Origin of the sequence: Vibrio fortis, from assembly GCF_024347475.1 — a bacterium.
In the GTDB taxonomy this organism is placed as follows: Bacteria; Pseudomonadota; Gammaproteobacteria; order Enterobacterales; family Vibrionaceae; genus Vibrio; species Vibrio fortis.
The window spans coordinates 507,158-524,429 of record NZ_AP025488.1 but is presented as its reverse complement, the minus strand read 5'-3'; the positions used below and the strand labels follow the sequence as shown (position 1 = coordinate 524,429).

The following is a 17,272-nucleotide window of genomic DNA, read 5'->3' as shown; positions in this document are numbered from 1 at the left end:
CGCGCGAACAAAAAACCAGCTCATACGAATGAGCTGGTTTGCGATGAAATAAGAGAAGTTGGGACGGATTAGCTAAGAAGCTTTTCAATCACCAGGAAAACACCCGCTTCTTTATTGCTCGGCGCACTAAAACGCGCAATCTCTTTCAATTGTGGGTGTGCATTATCCATTGCGTAAGAGTGATAACTCTCTTTTAGCATCTCGTAATCGTTAAGGTAATCACCAAAGCTCATCGTCTGCTCGAATGTGAAGCCCAAAGTATTCTGAAGATGTTTGATCGCCGCACCTTTGGATGCTTCTGCATTCATCACATCCAGCCAGATTTTAGCACTGACTACGACTTGAAAATCTTGACCAAATTTTTCGTTAATCGAAGGGTTCACAAACTCCTGAGAACCTTCAAAATGACAAATGGCCACTTTGATAAACTCATCGTCAACCGTTAGCAAATCTTCTACGTATTCGCAGCGGTGGTAGTACTTAGCAAACTCGGTGGTCGCTTGCTCATCTTGCGTTTCAATATACGCCGACTTCTTACCACAAAGCACCAAGTGAGCACCTTCAATTTTACGTGCTTCTTTAATGATGGATTGAATTGACGCTTTGTCGATCGTACAGCTGTAAAGCTCTTCACCTTTGTGCATCACTAATGTGCCATTTTCAGCAACGAACATCATGCGATCTTTAATCGGAGCGAAAGTCTCCATTAAGCTGTAGTACTGACGACCGGAAGCCGCAGCAAACATAATGTCTTGCGCTTCTAGCTTTTCATAAAGATCAAAGAATGCAGGATCGAGCTTACCGTGCTCATTGAGTAGAGTGCCGTCCATATCAGCAGCGATAAACTTAATGTTGTGGTGTGGCATCTTCAAAACTTACCTTAAAATAATTGTTTTCTGCCCGCAGTAGCGAACCAAGAGCGAGAGTATATCTCAAGATGAGGCGCGATTTCTTGTCTCAAACACGCCTTTCTTTTCATACAAGAATCAGCAACCCGCTAACATCAACCAAGTTTTGTGGTACTGCTGCTTGTCGGCTTCCAATCTTTCAAATTCACTTCTTACAATCAGACCTTCCAAAAATACCATCATCATTTCTGATCGAGGGTCGCTGCTTGATGAGGAGTTGATAACCCGATGAACAAGGTTTTTAATCCAGATTTTATGTTGCTGAGACAAAGCCGTAATCTCACTTTCTGACTCCTTAAACTCAGCAAGTGCATGCATGAACATACACCCCTTAAAGTCATCTTGCGCGAACCAGTCGAAGTGCCATTCCAAAAGTGCAGACAGCTTACCCTCAAAATCCTGAGCTTGAGAAATATACTCCTCTAAACTTTGCTCAAACCTTTGGTGGCGTCTTGCTAATACCGATTCAATGAGCTTGGTTTTAGAACCAAAATGACGATACATCGAGGTCTTCGAGACCCCCGCTTCATCACGAATCATGTCAACGCCTACCGCGGTGTAGCCAAGTCGATTAAAAAGAGACTCTGCCACATCCAGAATAAGATCTTTTTTGCTCATTACTTTCAACTCGTTAGATGTGTTTTAAAACACTGCTTGAAATATACCATTGCAAGAAGTGTACAGATCTGTATCATTCAAATCAAACAGTACAGATCTGTACACTTTTAATATCAAACTACCTTAATCAAGGAAATAAGTATGAGAAATCGACTGTCGGGTGGAGGAATGCTGCCCCCAAAAGCTGACACTTTGCAGAAATTTAAAGGCTTCATAGGTGGAACAGTGGGAATTTTAGTTTTGTCTCTGCTTGCCGAATATTCAGGGATACCTTGGTTGATGGCACCATTTGGCGCCACATGTGTGCTGTTGTTTGCAGTACCCACATCACCACTCGCTCAGCCAAGAAACATTGTACTCGGTCACTTTATTTCAGCCGCTGTAGGGTTATCAGCGCTGTTTATGTTTGGTGACTCTTACCTCGTTATGGCGATTGCTGTCGGGACGGCCATCATGCTAATGCAGCATTTCCGAGCAGTGCACCCTCCTGCAGGTGCTAACCCGATTGTGATAACACTTGCTGGCACAGCGAATGTAGATTGGATGTTTCTGATCACACCAGTATTGAGTGGTAGTTTGGCTCTGGTTTTTATTGGCACGCTGCTAAATAACAGTAGTAAAACTCAATCATGGCCACTCTATTGGGTTGGAGGTAAAAACCTCTAGCGTTTTGATTTATTGATAAAAAAATATAGTCACCAATAGTTAAGTATTCAGCCAAACAAGATAAATTTGACCGACCAAACAAATCGCCTTACTATTAATCGTCTTTTAACGATTAGTAGTAAGCGAAGCACCACTATGACAGCACAATGCGAAGCGAAGGGTAACTGCGGCACACTACCACCAGGTAACGGTGAAGCAGAACAAGAGATGGCAACCCTAGCCAAAGCACTTGCTCACCCTGCAAGAGTACGTATTTTGAGTATTCTCTCTGCTTTAGAGAAGGCAGGTGGCTGTTTAAATAGTGACTTAGTTAGCGAATTAGGTCTTGCTCAATCGACGGTTTCTGAGCACTTGAGAATTCTGAAAGCCAGTGGCTTTATTACAGCGGAATCTATCCCACCAAAGATGTGTTATCGCATTGACCGTAACAATATTGAACGCTTTGAATCTATCTTTAATAACATTTTGAAGTAACCGCCATTATTGGCGAGAACAAAACCATCACACTAAGCGATAGGCCGGAGTAAGGTCTGTTTTCTTTAGTGTGTTTTTTTACCTTAACCAATCGTTTTTCGACGATTAACGATAAAAAGAGAGAATAGTATGAAACCCAAGTTGAGTTTTCTTGATCGCTACTTAACACTCTGGATCTTCATCGCCATGGGGCTAGGTGTACTGCTCGGTATTATGTTCCCACAGATAGAGCAATGGAATGAGTCGATGTCGGTTGGCAGCACCAATATTCCATTGGCTATTGGCCTTATATTGATGATGTATCCGCCACTGGCTAAGGTTAATTACAGCTTGTTAGGTACCGTGGTTAAAGACAAGCAAGCGATCAAACTGTCACTCATCATGAACTGGGTCGTTGGTCCAATCTTGATGTTTGTTCTAGCCATTACTTTCTTGGGTGATCACCCAGGATACATGGTCGGCGTTATTTTAATCGGCCTTGCACGTTGCGTGGCAATGGTGTTGGTTTGGAACGACATCGGTGGCGGTAACAAAGAGTACGGTGCAGCTTTAGTTGCCCTCAACAGTGCTTTCCAAGTCGTGAGTTACAGCTTTATGGCTTGGTTATTCATCAGCGTATTGCCACCTGTATTTGGTTACGAGGGAATGATGGTTGATATATCGATGATTGATATTGCCCATAGTGTACTCATCTACTTGGGAATCCCGTTCTTAGCTGGCTTTTTAAGTCGTAAGATCTTAGTTTCGATGAAAGGCGAGCAGTGGTACACAGACGTTTTCATTCCACGTATCTCTCCAATGACGTTGATTGCCCTATTAGCAACCATTGTCCTTATGTTTAGCCTGAAAGGCGAGATGATTGTTGAGCTGCCAATGGATGTGTTGCTGATTGCTGTCCCACTGACGATTTATTTCACTGTGATGTTCTTTATCAGCTTCTTCATTGGTAAGAAAATGGGCATTGATTACGATAAGAACGCATCGATCGCTTTCACAGCAACGGGTAATAACTTTGAGTTAGCGATTGCCGTCTCTATCGCGGTATTTGGCATCAACTCAGACCAAGCATGCGCAGGCGTTATTGGCCCGCTGATCGAAGTACCTGTACTTATTTACCTAGTTAACGTCGCTCTAAAAATGAAAGACAAGTATTACTCAGGTCAAACAGTCAAAACGCTTAACTAGTATGAGCGCACCCAATCACCGTTGATACAGAAAACCAAAGGCTCATTCCGAAAGGTATGAGCCTTTTTAGTTTCCGAACATCATTGAACAGCTGCACGGACATTTAATCGAGCAAACTCTTCAAACCATGCTCCAACCATTTAAGCGCGGGTCCTTTGTTTTTAGTCTTTGATAGAATCAAATCCACCGGAGGCGACCAAGTCTTATGATCAAAGGCGATGTTGATTTCCACCAGCTGCTTCTTATCTATCTCATCTCTGACTAAGTGCTCTGGTAGGTATGCCCAACCGATGTCACTGCCTAACAACACCTCTTTAATCACAATGAAGCTATTCGACCACCACACTTTCCCCGCAATTAAAGGAAATTGGTCCATCAATTTTCCCTTATCGCCCCGCAACATCAACTGACGATGTGGAAGCAGATCAGGCAACTTCGCTTCTGGAACACACGCAAGGGGATGATTGGGATGGCAGACCGCCACAAACGGTAGATGACCAATAAAACAGGGCTCGGAGCCTACATCAAACGCCAAGTCCGTGAACATTAATCCGATATCCGCTTTCTCTTGTTGTACAAACGGGTTCACTTCTGTGGTGGTACAAGCGATCAGCTCAACCTCTGTGGCGGGAAAGTGCGAACTGAACGCTTTCAATATTCGCGACAAGTTCGGAACGAGTAGCGAATCATCGAGTGCGATTCTAATCAACCCCTCTTGTTGATCATTGATGGCATTAACCATCACGTTCAAGTCTTCGACCTGCATGATGATCGCTTTCACTTGCTTGTATATCTGCTCACCTTCACGAGTGAGTGTCGGCTTTCGCGTTGAACGGTCAAACAGCGTGGTATCAAAGTCGATCTCTAAATTACCTATGCCTTGACTCACCGCTGATTGGACTTTACCAAGCCTACGTGCACTGGCAGAAAATGATCCTAGCTCCACCGCATACGCGAACATTTTGAGTTGTTCTATGTTGTACATGCCACCTCACCTATCATCACCAATAGTGATAGTTATTATCTTTTTATTATCAACATAATCGATATTATTGTCAGCATTGAAACGGGACAAAAGCCCAACTGAAAAGAAAAGAGAGAACAACATGTCACACAAAGAACGAATCTTACACATGGTGCTATTTGAGTTAGTTGCCTTGGTATTGATGGCAGGGCTTGCCACCTACATCACTGGTAATGGTGCAGGAAAAATGGCAGGACTCGCGCTCTCTATGTCTCTAATCGCGATGGCCTGGAACTATGTTTACAACTACGGCTACGACAAAGTGTTTGGGGCTGATCGCAGCAAGCGCACCAAAAAAACGCGCCTATTACATGGGCTTGGCTTTGAACTCGGGTTAATGAGCGTCACGCTACCTGTGTTGATGTGGGTACTTAAACTCGACTTTCTCACCGTGCTTATCATGGATATTGGCTTAGTCATTTTCTTCGTGGTGTATGCGATTGGCTTTAACTGGGCTTACGATTCAGCTCGTGATCTTCTGGTTAGCAAAGGCAAAGTAAAAGCCTTGGCATAAGAATATACAACGGAGAAATAAGAGGGGAAAAAGGGGCTAACTAAAAAGAAGCAGTCGTAAAAAGGAGATAAATACGACTGCTTTGCTCCGACAATACCCCACTATTGTAATTCAATTGTTAACAACAAGCTCCGACGATAAAAAGTAACGATAATAAAACAAAGAGCAGTACCACATCACATTTAGAGCATTCTGTTCAGTACAACCGTCCTTGGATGCAATTTAAACAGGTGTTTGATTACATTTCGGCCATCAAGGCAGCAGCGTCACAAAATCAAACTCTCGGCTTGTCGTACCAGTTGTGCATTACAACGCATACGAGTAGTTTTAGCCGCGAGTAAACATTCGAAACACTCACTAAAACGATCATCGAAACAACCCGCCTTCTTTCATATGAGTTTCATTTGTGATCAAAGTTGCGCTAATTAACAATAAAACCGCGTTTCATTAACAAATTCATGCTCAAACGCTCACTTTTAATGTTCGTTTGTTTTCGAGTTCGCAAATTTGTGCACAATACACGTGCTAGACAAGCAAACTAACAAGGACTCGAACAATGACAATAAAAAAACACCCCTCTTTATTCGGCGAATGCTTAGCAGAATTTATAGGGACAGGACTACTCATTTTCTTCGGTGTGGGCTGTGTAGCCGCACTCGTACTAACCGGTGCAACATTTGGCCAGTGGGAGATCAGTATTGTATGGGGCTTCGGCGTGACCATCGCGATTTACTGTACTGCTGGCGTATCTGGTGCGCACATTAACCCTGCAGTCACCATCGCACTGGCTATGTTCCATGGATTTGATAAGGCGAAGGTTGTGCCTTACATCATCTCTCAACTGCTTGGGGCATTCTGCTCAGCGGCACTGGTATACACTTTGTACAGCAACTTGTTTACTGATTACGAAATCGCAAACAACTTTGTACGTAGCAGCCAAGATGCACTTGCAACAGCTGGTATTTTCTCGACTTACCCACACGCTTCCCTCTCTTTCTTTGGCGCTTTTGCTGTGGAATTCGTGATTACGGCTGTTCTAATGTTTGCCATTCTTGCGCTTGGCGATGAGAACAACGGTGCTTCTCGCGGTGCAATGAACCCACTACTTATCGGTATTCTGATTGCTGTAATTGGTGGCTCTTTAGGTCCACTAACCGGTTTTGCGATGAACCCAGCGCGTGACTTTGGCCCTAAACTATTCGCTTACTTTGCAGGTTGGGACTACGCACTGAGCGGTGCTCGTGACATCCCTTACTTTATTGTTCCAATTCTTGCTCCAATTGCGGGTGCGTGTTTTGGTGGCTGGTTATACCCGAAAGCTATCGCCGCATACCTACCAGCAACGGGCCAAGGTTGTACTATCCCGAATCAATGTGAAACAGAAGAAGAAGCTGAACAAGCTCGTGCTTAACTCCTAAGCCTTCCAACATTTACTAAAATATAAATAACGAAACAAAAAGGATTCTTACCATGACCGAGCAAAAATACATTGTGGCGCTAGACCAAGGCACAACAAGCTCTCGCGCTGTTATCCTCGACCATGATGCGAACATTGTTAGCTCTTCTCAACGAGAGTTTACTCAAATCTATCCAAAAGCAGGCTGGGTAGAGCACGATCCAATGGAGATTTGGGCTACACAAAGCTCAACTCTAGTAGAAGCACTAGCGAAAGCAGGTATCCGCAGTGACGAGCTTGCTGGTATCGGTATCACCAACCAACGTGAAACAACGATTGTTTGGAACAAAGAGACAGGCAAACCAGTTTACAACGCAATCGTATGGCAATGTCGTCGTACTGCTGACATCTGTGAAGATCTAAAAGCACGTGGCCTAGAAGATTACGTACGTGACAATACGGGCCTAGTCCTTGACCCGTACTTCTCAGGTACCAAAGTAAAATGGATTCTAGACAACGTTGAAGGCGCTCGCGAAGACGCTGAAGCAGGTAAGCTACTGTTTGGTACCGTGGATACTTGGCTAGTTTGGAAGATGACTCAAGGCCGCGTTCACGTAACGGATTACACTAACGCATCACGTACTATGCTGTTTAACATCAATGACCTATGTTGGGACAGCAAGCTACTAGACGAGATGGGTATTCCTGCATCAATGATGCCTGAAGTGAAACGCTCTTCTGAGGTTTACGGCCAAACTAACCTAGGTGGTAAAGGTGGTACTCGTATTCCAATCGCAGGTATCGCAGGTGACCAACAAGCGGCACTTTACGGTCAAATGTGTGTAGAAGCGGGTCAAGCGAAGAACACTTACGGTACGGGTTGTTTCCTTCTAATGAACACAGGCCAAGAGAAAGTTACATCGAAAAACGGCCTACTGACGACACTAGCTTGTGGCCCAAAAGGCGAACCAGCTTACGCACTGGAAGGTGCTGTATTTATGGGTGGCGCATCTATCCAATGGCTGCGTGATGAAATGAAGCTACTCGCTGATGCTAAAGACTCTGAGTACTTTGCAACGAAAGTAGATACATCAAACGGTGTTTACGTTGTTCCTGCATTTACCGGTCTAGGCGCGCCGTACTGGGATGCTTACGCTCGCGGTACGATTGTTGGTCTTACTCGTGGCGTTAACTCGAACCACATCATTCGTGCGACACTGGAAGGCATCGCTTACCAAACTCGCGACGTACTGGACGCAATGCAAGCGGATTCTGGCATCAAACTAGCGAACCTACGTGTTGATGGTGGTGCGGTAGCGAACAACTTCTTAATGCAGTTCCAATCTGACGTTTTGGATACAGAAGTTCACCGTCCTGAAGTCACCGAAGTAACAGCACTAGGTGCAGCTTACCTTGCAGGTCTTGCCGTTGGCTTCTGGGACAGCATCGATGAGCTTCAAGACAAAGCGGTTCTTGATCGCACATTCGAACCTCACCATGATGAAGAGAAGCGTAACCGTCGCTACAAAGGCTGGAAACGTGCTATCAAGTGTGCACAAGTATGGTCTGAACTTCACGACGATGAAGAAAACGAAGATTAATTCGTTATAAATCGGGGGTGATTTAACCAAAATCACCAAACGAAACTCCAAAAGAGCACGCATGTCGTGCTCTTTTTGCGTTTTAGCCCCGATAACTCAGCATCGAAACTTCTCACATAGCGCCAATTCGCGCACAATAGAGCGAGTATATATTTTCGAAAGTGGTGTTCTAGAACACATTCTAGGCACAAGGGAGCAGTAAGTGAAACAGATACCAAGGCACCAGCAGATTGTCGATCTGGTGAAAACACAGGGATACGTCAGCACCGACGAACTGGTCGAGAAGTTTGATGTAAGCCCGCAAACCATTCGACGCGACCTCAATGAGCTCGCAGACAGCAACAAAATCCGCCGTTATCACGGTGGTGCCACCATCCCTCTCAGCTCGGAAAACACCTCTTACAACACTCGTAAGACGCTTAATTTCAACGAAAAAGACATCATTGCCGACGAGGTGGTCAAACACATTCCTGATGGCGCGACGCTATTCATCGATATTGGTACCACACCGGAAGCCGTCGCTCGAGCGCTGAATAAAAACCACAAGCAGCTGCGCGTTGTAACGAACAACATCAATGTCGCGACCATTCTACTGGCTAACCCTGAAATCAAAGTTATTCTAGCGGGCGGGGAAGTTCGCAATAAAGACGGCGGAATCATGGGCGAAGCGACACTCGATTTCGTTAAACAGTTCCGCTTGGACTTTGGCATCTTAGGGATCAGTGGCATCGACTTCGACGGCTCACTGCTCGATTTTGATTATCACGAAGTGCGAGTAAAACAAGCCATTATTGAGAACAGCCGCAGTATCTTCATTGCAGTGGACCACTCTAAGTTCGGCCGTAACGCAATGGTAAAATTAGGCAATATTAACCAGGCGCATATGGTTTTCACCAACCAGCAGCCACCTGAAGAGATTCACACCATTCTTAAAGAAGCTGAAATCCCACTGGAAGTGATTGAAACTCGCTCTGCACCTTCAGAATAGACATTGATTTCGCGAATTTATCATTTGCACTCAAATATGTTCGATTACGCAAAAAATCGGTCTACACTTTATTCAATTGTTAATAAAAACCTCTATTCGATATCGGATAGAGGTTTTTTTATGTTCAAATCACATTAAACGCTCATAAACGAAAATAAATAGTGACCACAAACGAAAGTTAAAGTAGGATTCAATGAGTTTCAAAAATGCTCGTTCGCTCACCAAGAGGTCAAAATCATGAGTGCTCAACAACATAATACAAATAATGGTTCAACCTCCACTTTAGATTTGATCGTTATCGGTGGTGGTATTAATGGCGCAGGTATCGCAGCTGATGCAGCTGGACGTGGTCTAACCGTAGGCTTATACGAAGCGAATGACTACGCTTCTGCAACATCCTCTGCAAGTTCAAAACTTATTCACGGTGGCTTACGCTACCTAGAACACTACGAGTTTCGTTTGGTATCAGAAGCGCTCGCAGAACGTGAAGTTCTACTAAGAAAAGCGCCGCACATCGCACAACCTATGCGTTTTCGTTTACCACATCGCCCATTCTTGCGCCCAGCGTGGATGATTCGCTGTGGCCTATTCCTTTACGATAATTTGGGTAAACGAACCACACTTCCAGCAAGTAAGACAGTCAACCTAGCGCAATCAGGCTTATTGAAACCTGAAATGAAAGTCGGCTTCGAATACTCAGACTGTTGGGTTGATGATGCTCGAATGGTACTGCTCAACGTACTCGCAGCAAAAGAGAACGGCGCTGAAACACGCAACTACTGCCGCGTAGAAGCAGCACGCAGAGAAGGTGGTGTATGGGTCGTAACGATTCGTGATGTGATGACTGACCAAACATTCGAACGTAAAGCGAAAGCGCTAGTCAATGCGGCTGGTCCTTGGGTGAAACAGTTCTTTGATGATGGTCTTGAGCAGGAGTCACCGCGTAATATTCGCCTGATCAAAGGTTCGCACATTGTCGTTCCTCGTATTCACGACGAACCTCAAGCGTATATTCTTCAAAACAAAGATAATCGCATTGTCTTTATGATCCCTTACCTAGATAAGTTCTCGATCATCGGCACAACAGATGTTGAGTACAAAGGCGATCCTCGCGAAGTAGCGATCTCGGACGATGAAGTGGATTACCTAATCGACATCGTAAATCAGCATTTTGTTAAGCAAATATCGACTGAGGATGTGGTTTGGACATACAGCGGTGTGAGACCACTGTGTGATGATGAATCTGACTCTCCACAAGCGATCACGCGTGACTACACTCTTGAGCTTGATGCTGAACTTGACCAAGCACCATTACTATCTGTGTTTGGTGGCAAACTCACCACTTACCGTAAGCTTGGTGAAGCGGCATTGAAGAAATTAGAACCTTTCTTATCGAATATGGGGCCAGCATGGACAGCAACCGATACGCTACCGGGCGGTAACTTTAGCTGCAGCCGTGAACAACTGGCTGAGATGATGAACTCTAAGTACCCTTGGGCTTCAAAAGGGCTACTGCTTCGTTACATCACGCAGTTTGGTACGCAGACGTGGGATCTGTTAGCCGGTGCGACTTGTGAAGAGGATCTTGGCAAGAAGTTTTCTTCAGAAGCGCACGGTGTCTACCAGCGTGAAATCGACTACCTCATTACGCAAGAGATGTCTCAGACTTCAGAAGACATGCTGTGGCGTCGTACCAAACTTGGACTCTACATGAGCCAAGAGGAACAGCAAATGGTGGCCGATTATTTAAAGACCACACTTGAGCAGAAGGTAGTGAGTTTTTCTCAAGTAAGCTAATTGCTCCTGAACAATTCAAGTAACCAAAAAGCTTAGTCATCCCTCGACTAAGCTTTTTTATTTTCAACAAAATCTAAAGAGTGTTTTCACCAGCCTGTTAATTATCACCCTTTCAAAACCTTGCTATGCTTTATTCCAACGAAACCAAACACATAAACGCTTGCTCATTCAGCGTTTCAATAAGGAATAGATACCATGCAAAAAGTTATTCTGATTACGGGCGCTACTGATGGCATCGGCTTCGAAACAGCCAAAACACTCGTTGAACAGGGTCATCACGTTCTGCTGCACGGTCGTAATCCGCAAAAACTAAAAGACGTTGAACAAAAGCTCGCGAGTATTTCAAATTCTGCAACAATTGAAAGTTATGTGGCAGACTTGTCGGTATTGGCAGACGTCGAAGCATTAGCAAGCAAAGTGCTGGCAGAGCAATCTAGACTCGATGTGCTGATCAATAATGCGGGTGTCTTCAATACGCCAACCCCAATCACCAGCGATAACTTAGATGTTCGTTTTGTGGTAAACACTCTAGCGCCTTACCACCTGACCAAGCGCTTATTACCACTGTTGGGTAGCTCAAGCCGCGTCGTGAACCTGTCTTCTGCTGCTCAAGCACCGGTCAGCATTGACGCGCTAGAAGGTCGTAAACCGCTGTCAAACGGCGAGGCTTACGCACAAAGTAAACTTGCTATCACCATGTGGACTCGTGAAATGGCTACCGAGCTTGCAGGTCAAGGTCCAATGGTTGTCGCGGTGAATCCGGCATCACTGCTAGGGAGTAAAATGGTGAAAGATGCCTACGGGATTGCAGGGGGCGACTTAAGTATTGGTTCAGATATCTTAGTGCGCGCATCGCTGTCAGACGAGTTTGCCAAGGCTCATGGCAAATATTTCGATAATGACAATGGCGTATTTGCAAACCCACACCCAGATGCCACTCGAGGCAATAAATCGCAACTGGTGGTAGAGTCAATTGAACGCACGCTTTCAGAAAAGTTAGCGTAAACAATTTGCTACTTACAGATACCACAAAGCCCGCACTGCATTAAAGTCAGTGCGGGCTTTTTAACATGTTGACTATCGCTCTGAGGTTACAAATCCCAATAAGGTGGTGTTCCATAATGTTCAGAGAAGTAATCGATAAAGGCACGAACTTTCGGAGCCAATAGACGCGAACTAGGATAGACGGCCCAAATTGATGGCTCAGAGGTAAGTGGATAGTCGTCTAACACGCGAACAAGCTCACCACTTTTTAGCTTATCGTAAACACACCATGTTGAGGCAATCGCGAGGCCAATCCCACCAATGGCTGCATCTCTTAAGGCTTCACCGTTATCGGTACGAAATGGACCATTCGCTTTTACAGTAACAGGCCCAGTTTCTGTCTGAAATGTCCAACTCTCTAACCCGATCAAACTGATACATCGATGATCGTTTAAGTCTTGTGGAGTGACTGGCTTACCATATTTGATTAAGTAGTCTGGAGACGCACAGATAATACGATCATCAGGCGCAAGCTTTCGTGCGATCAATGAAGAGTCTTTAAGCTCAGATATACGAATCGCAATATCGAACCCACCCTCAACCATGTCTACCACAGTGTCGGACAATCTCAGATCAACCTTCAGCCCAGGATAAGCTTCCATGAACCCTGCCAGCGCAGGAACCAAGTGCAAGCGACCAAATGATGCCGATGCGGTTACTCTAAGCGTACCGGTTGGAGAATCACTACCTACCCCAATTGCCGAGCGAGCGGCATCGACACTCGATAACACTTCTTCCGCATGTGGCAGAAACGCTTGCCCTTCTTCGGTCAAAGAGACTTTGCGGGTGGTACGATGCACAAGGCGCACACCCAAATTGTCTTCAAGCTTGCTAATGTGCGAACTTGCCACCGCAGGGGAAAGACCCAACTCTTGACCAGCCATACTGATGTTATGGGTTGAAGCTAAGCGAACAAACAGTTTCAGGTGTTCAATATTCATCTGATTACCAACAAAACCTTGAAAGTCATAATTTAATACTAAACATTATGCTTGGTTTCTAAAGTAATACAATCTCTATACCGTACAAGTTCTACTACTTCAGACACAAAAAAAGCTCCCGAAGGAGCTTAGTCATAGTGTTTGCTTTGTAACTAATTTAGTTAGGCGGTGAGTCGCGCATAAAGCGAGTCTTTAAGCACTGAACGGTCGTGCTTCATTTGGTGCATTTGACCATCTTCAATCGGCGAGCCGTTTAGCTCTAATTTACGAATTTCTTTATCTAAGTCGTTGTAGGTTTTCATGTCAGTCGCAAAGTTTTCGTTATCCTCCGCAAGCTGAGCAATTTTATCTTTCATTTCTGGAAATTCATGAACAAGAGAGTGGTTTTCACCTAGCATAGAGACCTCTTTCCTTTTGTAGAGCCTTCAGGCTGAAATTAGAGAATGTGTCATAAATACCTTAGCAACTGAGTACCAAAAACGATGAGATCCAGCACACAGCATCGAACAATATTTAGACACAAATAGTATTTAAATTAGACGAGAGCAACTACCTTGCTCCCGCCATTTGTCATTACCAAGAATAGGTTTGAATGATGTTTTCTGCTGCCATTGGGTTGCTGTCGATAGCATGATTTATGCGTGCTAAAAATTGCTCACGAGAATCCAACAGATACCCTTTTTGAGGAACAATATTGTTGCCGTGATCGCCCCAGTAGAAGGTATCTATCTCTAAGTTTTCGAGTAGATATTTCTCTTCTTCAAGGATTTGTAATTGCGTTGGCATAACGAACGTACCGTCTTTGACCTCTTGCTCCATCACGGTTCCCGGTTGAATCGCAAGGGCCATTGGCGCAATGTGTTCCGGCTTGGTGATGTTCAAAATTCGAGTGGTCTCGATGATATGCTCTTTCGAGCGTTCACGACCACCTAGGCCAAAGATGAACGACAACAGCACTTCGATTCCGGCCTCTTTGGCCATCGCCATGCCTTCAATCGCTTGCTCTTGGCTCATGCGTTTTTTAATGCGGTCTAGTACCACTGGATCGCCGGATTCTAAGCCGCAATAAGCCATATCAAGACCCGCACTTTTGAGCTCTTTCAGCTCCGCGACACTCTTACGACGAAAATCGTTCAGTCCACTATACAGAGAGATTCTTTGGCTCTCTGGAAAAGTATGCTTGAGCTTGTTTAGTACCTTCAACAAGTAATCGGTGCGCGCTGCCATGACATTGCCATCCGTCAAGAAAATCGATTCTACGTATGGGTAGATCTGACGCGCTTCTTCAATATCTTTGAACACATCTTCGATATCGCGCACCTTAAAGCGCTTATCATCAAACATGCTACAGAACGTACAGGTATTAATGCTGCATCCCAGTGTGGTTTGAATCAGGATGCTGCGAGCCTCAATCCAAGGGCGGTAGATTTTTCCCTCATATTGCATAGTGGTGTCTCCAGTTACGCGCTCTAGATGTTGCCAACTGGCGGAGCGCTGTTTTGTTGTGGAGAAGTCTAACAATGAGGAATTAAGTTGATAATAGGTGCTGATATGGAATCAGTTTATATATTTTGAATAAAATACCCTCAACAGAAAGTGAGGGTATTTATTTCGTTGCGACAGAAAAGAGCAAAGAAAAGTTAGTTGTCGCAACCACCTGTATGCTCCCAAACGCTGCCATCTTCTGTCGAAGACGACGCGGTAGACTGACACCCAGCAGCAAACAGTATAGTTAAAGATAGAAACAACCATTTCATAATTTGACCTCCATAATCATTCGATAGAGCTTGATAAAAAATACAATTCATAGACTCCATCTATAACCGACCTAGCGAGCATGGAAAAACTTTCATCGCACCAAGAAAAACTGAAGATGGGGATACAAAAAATGAACTCATTTATTCGCCTCTACTGAAGCTAAACAGGCTCACACCAAAAGAGATACCTTAACTTATGGCGAAAGGCATTTAAGTCAAAGTTAGACCGAACCTTCACTCACTGATTGTGTTTTCTTTGCTCTTGTCCAATATGCCAAAGCGACGATCACTATCGAAAAAAAGATACAAAGATAGATAGGATAAAGCGGCTCAATCACCACGCTAAACGCCAACATTGCCGCGACTCCATAACCTATGGTGTGAGACATAGAGATATAACCAGCCACTGCCCCCGGCGAGCAGCTCCATTTATCTGTTGCTGACGCTGTGTAAGCAGGAACCAGTAACGCAGCGCCAACGGACGTAACAGCCATCGCCAATCCAAAAATCAATAACTGGGGAATGGTGAACAACGACATGCCGACCAGAAAGGCGATTGAGCCAACCCAATACATCATTCGAGTCGTCACTTTCTCTTTTTTCACAATCCATACCTGTGAAAACAGTGTCATTGCGGCACTAATGCTCAATAGTACACCGATCGCGTCGCTAAGCTTCTCTGAAGGCCATTCAGTAAATGAATAGATTAAAGGCGATAAACTGTATTGCAACAGTGCGACCGACGCACAAAGTAACAACCCACTAATAAGGTACGGAGATAAGCTTTTATTCGGTAACCAAGGTTGGCTTTTCTTATTATAAGAAGGAGAAGAATCGACGGTAGGAATAGGTAATATTAACGCGAGAATAAGGGCGATAAATGGCAACAAAACCATCAAGAATAACGGAGCAAAAGGGTTCAACTTGAGCGCTAAAATAGAAACAACAGGACCTAATAATCGCCCACTACTTAATCCAATACTGACTGCAGTTATTGCCTTTAAACGGTGTTGTTCGCCACACAATATTATTGCCCAATGCTGGCTCGCGGGTACCATTCCCGACACCGTGCATCCATAAATAACCCTTGCGATAATTAGCCCTAAAAAACATAACGTTACATTAATATTCCCTGATAGGCTCACCATAGAGAACACCGCAAGCAACAGAAAACTTATGGTCATCCCGACTAATGCTTGGATAACCACTCGATTTGGACCATGTTTATCGCTATATCGCCCCCAAAATGGGGCTGAAGGAAGAAAGAGCAAGCTGCCCACAGCAATCAAAGCAGACCAGGTAGGCAGATCAAACGCAGACCGTTCAACCAGAAAAGGCAGTGATACAAGCAAGCCATTTTGCCCAATTCCCATCAGGGCGGAAATAAGGCCAATCGACATTAGGTGAAACTTTTTATTATTTATTGCGAGCATAATTTAAGGGCGTAAATAAGAGCAAATAAACTCGAAATGAAAAACGCCAGTTCAGAATTTATTATTGATTATGTGAATAATTATCATTTTAATTTCAGTATGCTAACATTAACGGCTCTTTCCCTATAACTCAACTTCATATTTCATTATGTATCAGCTTACCAATGCATCATTTGAAATCGACGGTAAGACAATTCTTTCTCCTACGAGCTTGAATTTTGAGCCTAATAAAGTCACGACATTACTCGGCCATAATGGGTGCGGAAAGTCGACTTTAATTAAGTTATTAAGCCGTCAAAATAGCCCGACTCAAGGGCAAGTTTCCTTTAATCAAAAGCCACTTTCATCGTTCAACCACCTTGAGTTTGCACACCAAGTCGCTTACCTACCACAGCACCCACCAATCACCGATGGTGTCACGGTGCGCGAGTTAGTTTGCTTCGGTCGCTACCCTTGGAAAGGCGCTTTTGGGCGTTACAGCACAGATGACTACGCGATCGTCGATGAAGCGATTGAAAAAGTGGGCCTAAGCGAATTTTCTCAACGATTCGTCGCCACGCTTTCCGGAGGCGAGAGGCAACGAGCTTGGGTCGCGATGTTGTTAGCCCAACAGAGTCAATGCATCTTGCTTGATGAACCCACATCGGCACTCGATGTCGCCCACCAGCATGAGCTCTTAGCATTGATTCGTGAGCTTAATCAGTCATTGGGCCTGACGGTAATCATGGTGCTGCATGATGTGAACATGGCGGCCAAGTTCAGCGACCATCTGATTGCACTCCACTCTGGCAAGGTCATTGCGTCTGGTACACCTCAACAAATGATGACCCCAGAGACGCTCACCAAGATCTATGGAATGGAGCTCGCACTCTTCAATCACCCAGTAACCGGTCAACCGATCAGCTACATTCCCTAAACAAATAGGA

17 protein-coding genes are annotated in these 17,272 nt (G+C 44.6%); 10 read left to right on the top strand and 7 right to left on the bottom strand.

Annotated features, from left to right (window positions below; all coding sequences use genetic code 11):
* Nucleotides 1–68 precede the first annotated feature (68 nt).
* Nucleotides 69–866, bottom strand: a complete 798-nt coding sequence (locus OCV50_RS16930; protein WP_261905023.1) for a Cof-type HAD-IIB family hydrolase — start codon at nucleotides 864–866, stop codon at nucleotides 69–71.
* A gap of 120 nt (nucleotides 867–986) precedes the next feature.
* The gene (locus OCV50_RS16925; RefSeq protein WP_261905022.1) at nucleotides 987–1,526 is read right to left on the bottom strand and encodes a TetR/AcrR family transcriptional regulator; all 540 of its coding nucleotides are present in this window, start codon (nucleotides 1,524–1,526) and stop codon (nucleotides 987–989) included.
* A gap of 141 nt (nucleotides 1,527–1,667) precedes the next feature.
* On the opposite strand from OCV50_RS16925, the gene OCV50_RS16920 reads away from it, so the two are divergent.
* The 3 genes from OCV50_RS16920 to arsB all read left to right on the top strand — a co-directional run bounded on the left by OCV50_RS16920 (nucleotide 1,668) and on the right by arsB (nucleotide 3,851).
* Nucleotides 1,668–2,192: an HPP family protein gene (locus OCV50_RS16920; RefSeq protein WP_261905021.1), complete on the top strand. Its 525-nt coding sequence runs from the start codon at nucleotides 1,668–1,670 to the stop codon at nucleotides 2,190–2,192.
* Between the two features lie 135 nt (nucleotides 2,193–2,327).
* Entirely contained in the window at nucleotides 2,328–2,666 is a 339-nt protein-coding gene (locus OCV50_RS16915) for an ArsR/SmtB family transcription factor (RefSeq protein ID WP_239839527.1), read from the top strand.
* 129 nt (nucleotides 2,667–2,795) lie between these two features.
* Complete coding sequence (arsB, locus tag OCV50_RS16910; RefSeq protein ID WP_261905020.1) at nucleotides 2,796–3,851, top strand: ACR3 family arsenite efflux transporter; 1,056 nt, start codon at nucleotides 2,796–2,798, stop codon at nucleotides 3,849–3,851.
* A gap of 103 nt (nucleotides 3,852–3,954) precedes the next feature.
* Here arsB and OCV50_RS16905 read toward each other — a convergent pair whose 3' ends face one another.
* On the bottom strand, nucleotides 3,955–4,836 hold the full coding sequence (locus OCV50_RS16905) for a LysR family transcriptional regulator (protein ID WP_261905019.1): 882 nt from the start codon (nucleotides 4,834–4,836) through the stop codon (nucleotides 3,955–3,957).
* 121 nt (nucleotides 4,837–4,957) lie between these two features.
* On the opposite strand from OCV50_RS16905, the gene OCV50_RS16900 reads away from it, so the two are divergent.
* From OCV50_RS16900 to OCV50_RS16875, 6 genes are all read left to right on the top strand, one after another.
* Nucleotides 4,958–5,389 carry a PACE efflux transporter gene (locus OCV50_RS16900; protein WP_261905018.1) on the top strand — a complete coding sequence of 144 codons (432 nt, stop codon included), beginning with the start codon at nucleotides 4,958–4,960 and terminating at the stop codon, nucleotides 5,387–5,389.
* Between the two features lie 556 nt (nucleotides 5,390–5,945).
* Nucleotides 5,946–6,800: an MIP/aquaporin family protein gene (locus OCV50_RS16895; protein WP_239839523.1), complete on the top strand. Its 855-nt coding sequence runs from the start codon at nucleotides 5,946–5,948 to the stop codon at nucleotides 6,798–6,800.
* A gap of 59 nt (nucleotides 6,801–6,859) precedes the next feature.
* Nucleotides 6,860–8,386 (top strand): glycerol kinase GlpK, encoded by a 1,527-nt coding sequence (glpK, locus tag OCV50_RS16890; RefSeq protein WP_032550592.1) that lies wholly within the window; start codon nucleotides 6,860–6,862, stop codon nucleotides 8,384–8,386.
* Nucleotides 8,387–8,588: 202 nt separating this feature from the next.
* The gene (locus OCV50_RS16885; protein ID WP_239839522.1) at nucleotides 8,589–9,374 is read left to right on the top strand and encodes a DeoR/GlpR family transcriptional regulator; all 786 of its coding nucleotides are present in this window, start codon (nucleotides 8,589–8,591) and stop codon (nucleotides 9,372–9,374) included.
* A gap of 237 nt (nucleotides 9,375–9,611) precedes the next feature.
* On the top strand, nucleotides 9,612–11,171 hold the full coding sequence (gene glpD, locus OCV50_RS16880; RefSeq protein ID WP_261905017.1) for a glycerol-3-phosphate dehydrogenase: 1,560 nt from the start codon (nucleotides 9,612–9,614) through the stop codon (nucleotides 11,169–11,171).
* Between the two features lie 195 nt (nucleotides 11,172–11,366).
* Nucleotides 11,367–12,176 (top strand): SDR family NAD(P)-dependent oxidoreductase, encoded by an 810-nt coding sequence (locus OCV50_RS16875; RefSeq protein ID WP_261905016.1) that lies wholly within the window; start codon nucleotides 11,367–11,369, stop codon nucleotides 12,174–12,176.
* Between the two features lie 86 nt (nucleotides 12,177–12,262).
* Here OCV50_RS16875 and OCV50_RS16870 read toward each other — a convergent pair whose 3' ends face one another.
* The 4 genes from OCV50_RS16870 to OCV50_RS16855 all read right to left on the bottom strand — a co-directional run bounded on the left by OCV50_RS16870 (nucleotide 12,263) and on the right by OCV50_RS16855 (nucleotide 16,346).
* A complete protein-coding gene (locus tag OCV50_RS16870) occupies nucleotides 12,263–13,156 on the bottom strand; it encodes a LysR family transcriptional regulator (protein WP_239839519.1) in 894 nt (297 codons plus the stop codon).
* A gap of 161 nt (nucleotides 13,157–13,317) precedes the next feature.
* Entirely contained in the window at nucleotides 13,318–13,554 is a 237-nt protein-coding gene (locus tag OCV50_RS16865) for a YdcH family protein (RefSeq protein WP_150869889.1), read from the bottom strand.
* A 175-nt stretch (nucleotides 13,555–13,729) separates the two neighbouring features.
* A complete protein-coding gene (locus OCV50_RS16860; RefSeq protein ID WP_261905015.1) occupies nucleotides 13,730–14,602 on the bottom strand; it encodes a radical SAM protein in 873 nt (290 codons plus the stop codon).
* Nucleotides 14,603–15,134: 532 nt separating this feature from the next.
* Nucleotides 15,135–16,346: an MFS transporter gene (locus tag OCV50_RS16855; protein ID WP_390905166.1), complete on the bottom strand. Its 1,212-nt coding sequence runs from the start codon at nucleotides 16,344–16,346 to the stop codon at nucleotides 15,135–15,137.
* A gap of 148 nt (nucleotides 16,347–16,494) precedes the next feature.
* On the opposite strand from OCV50_RS16855, the gene OCV50_RS16850 reads away from it, so the two are divergent.
* A complete protein-coding gene (locus tag OCV50_RS16850; RefSeq protein ID WP_261905013.1) occupies nucleotides 16,495–17,262 on the top strand; it encodes an ABC transporter ATP-binding protein in 768 nt (255 codons plus the stop codon).
* The last annotated feature ends 10 nt before the right edge of the window (nucleotides 17,263–17,272 follow it).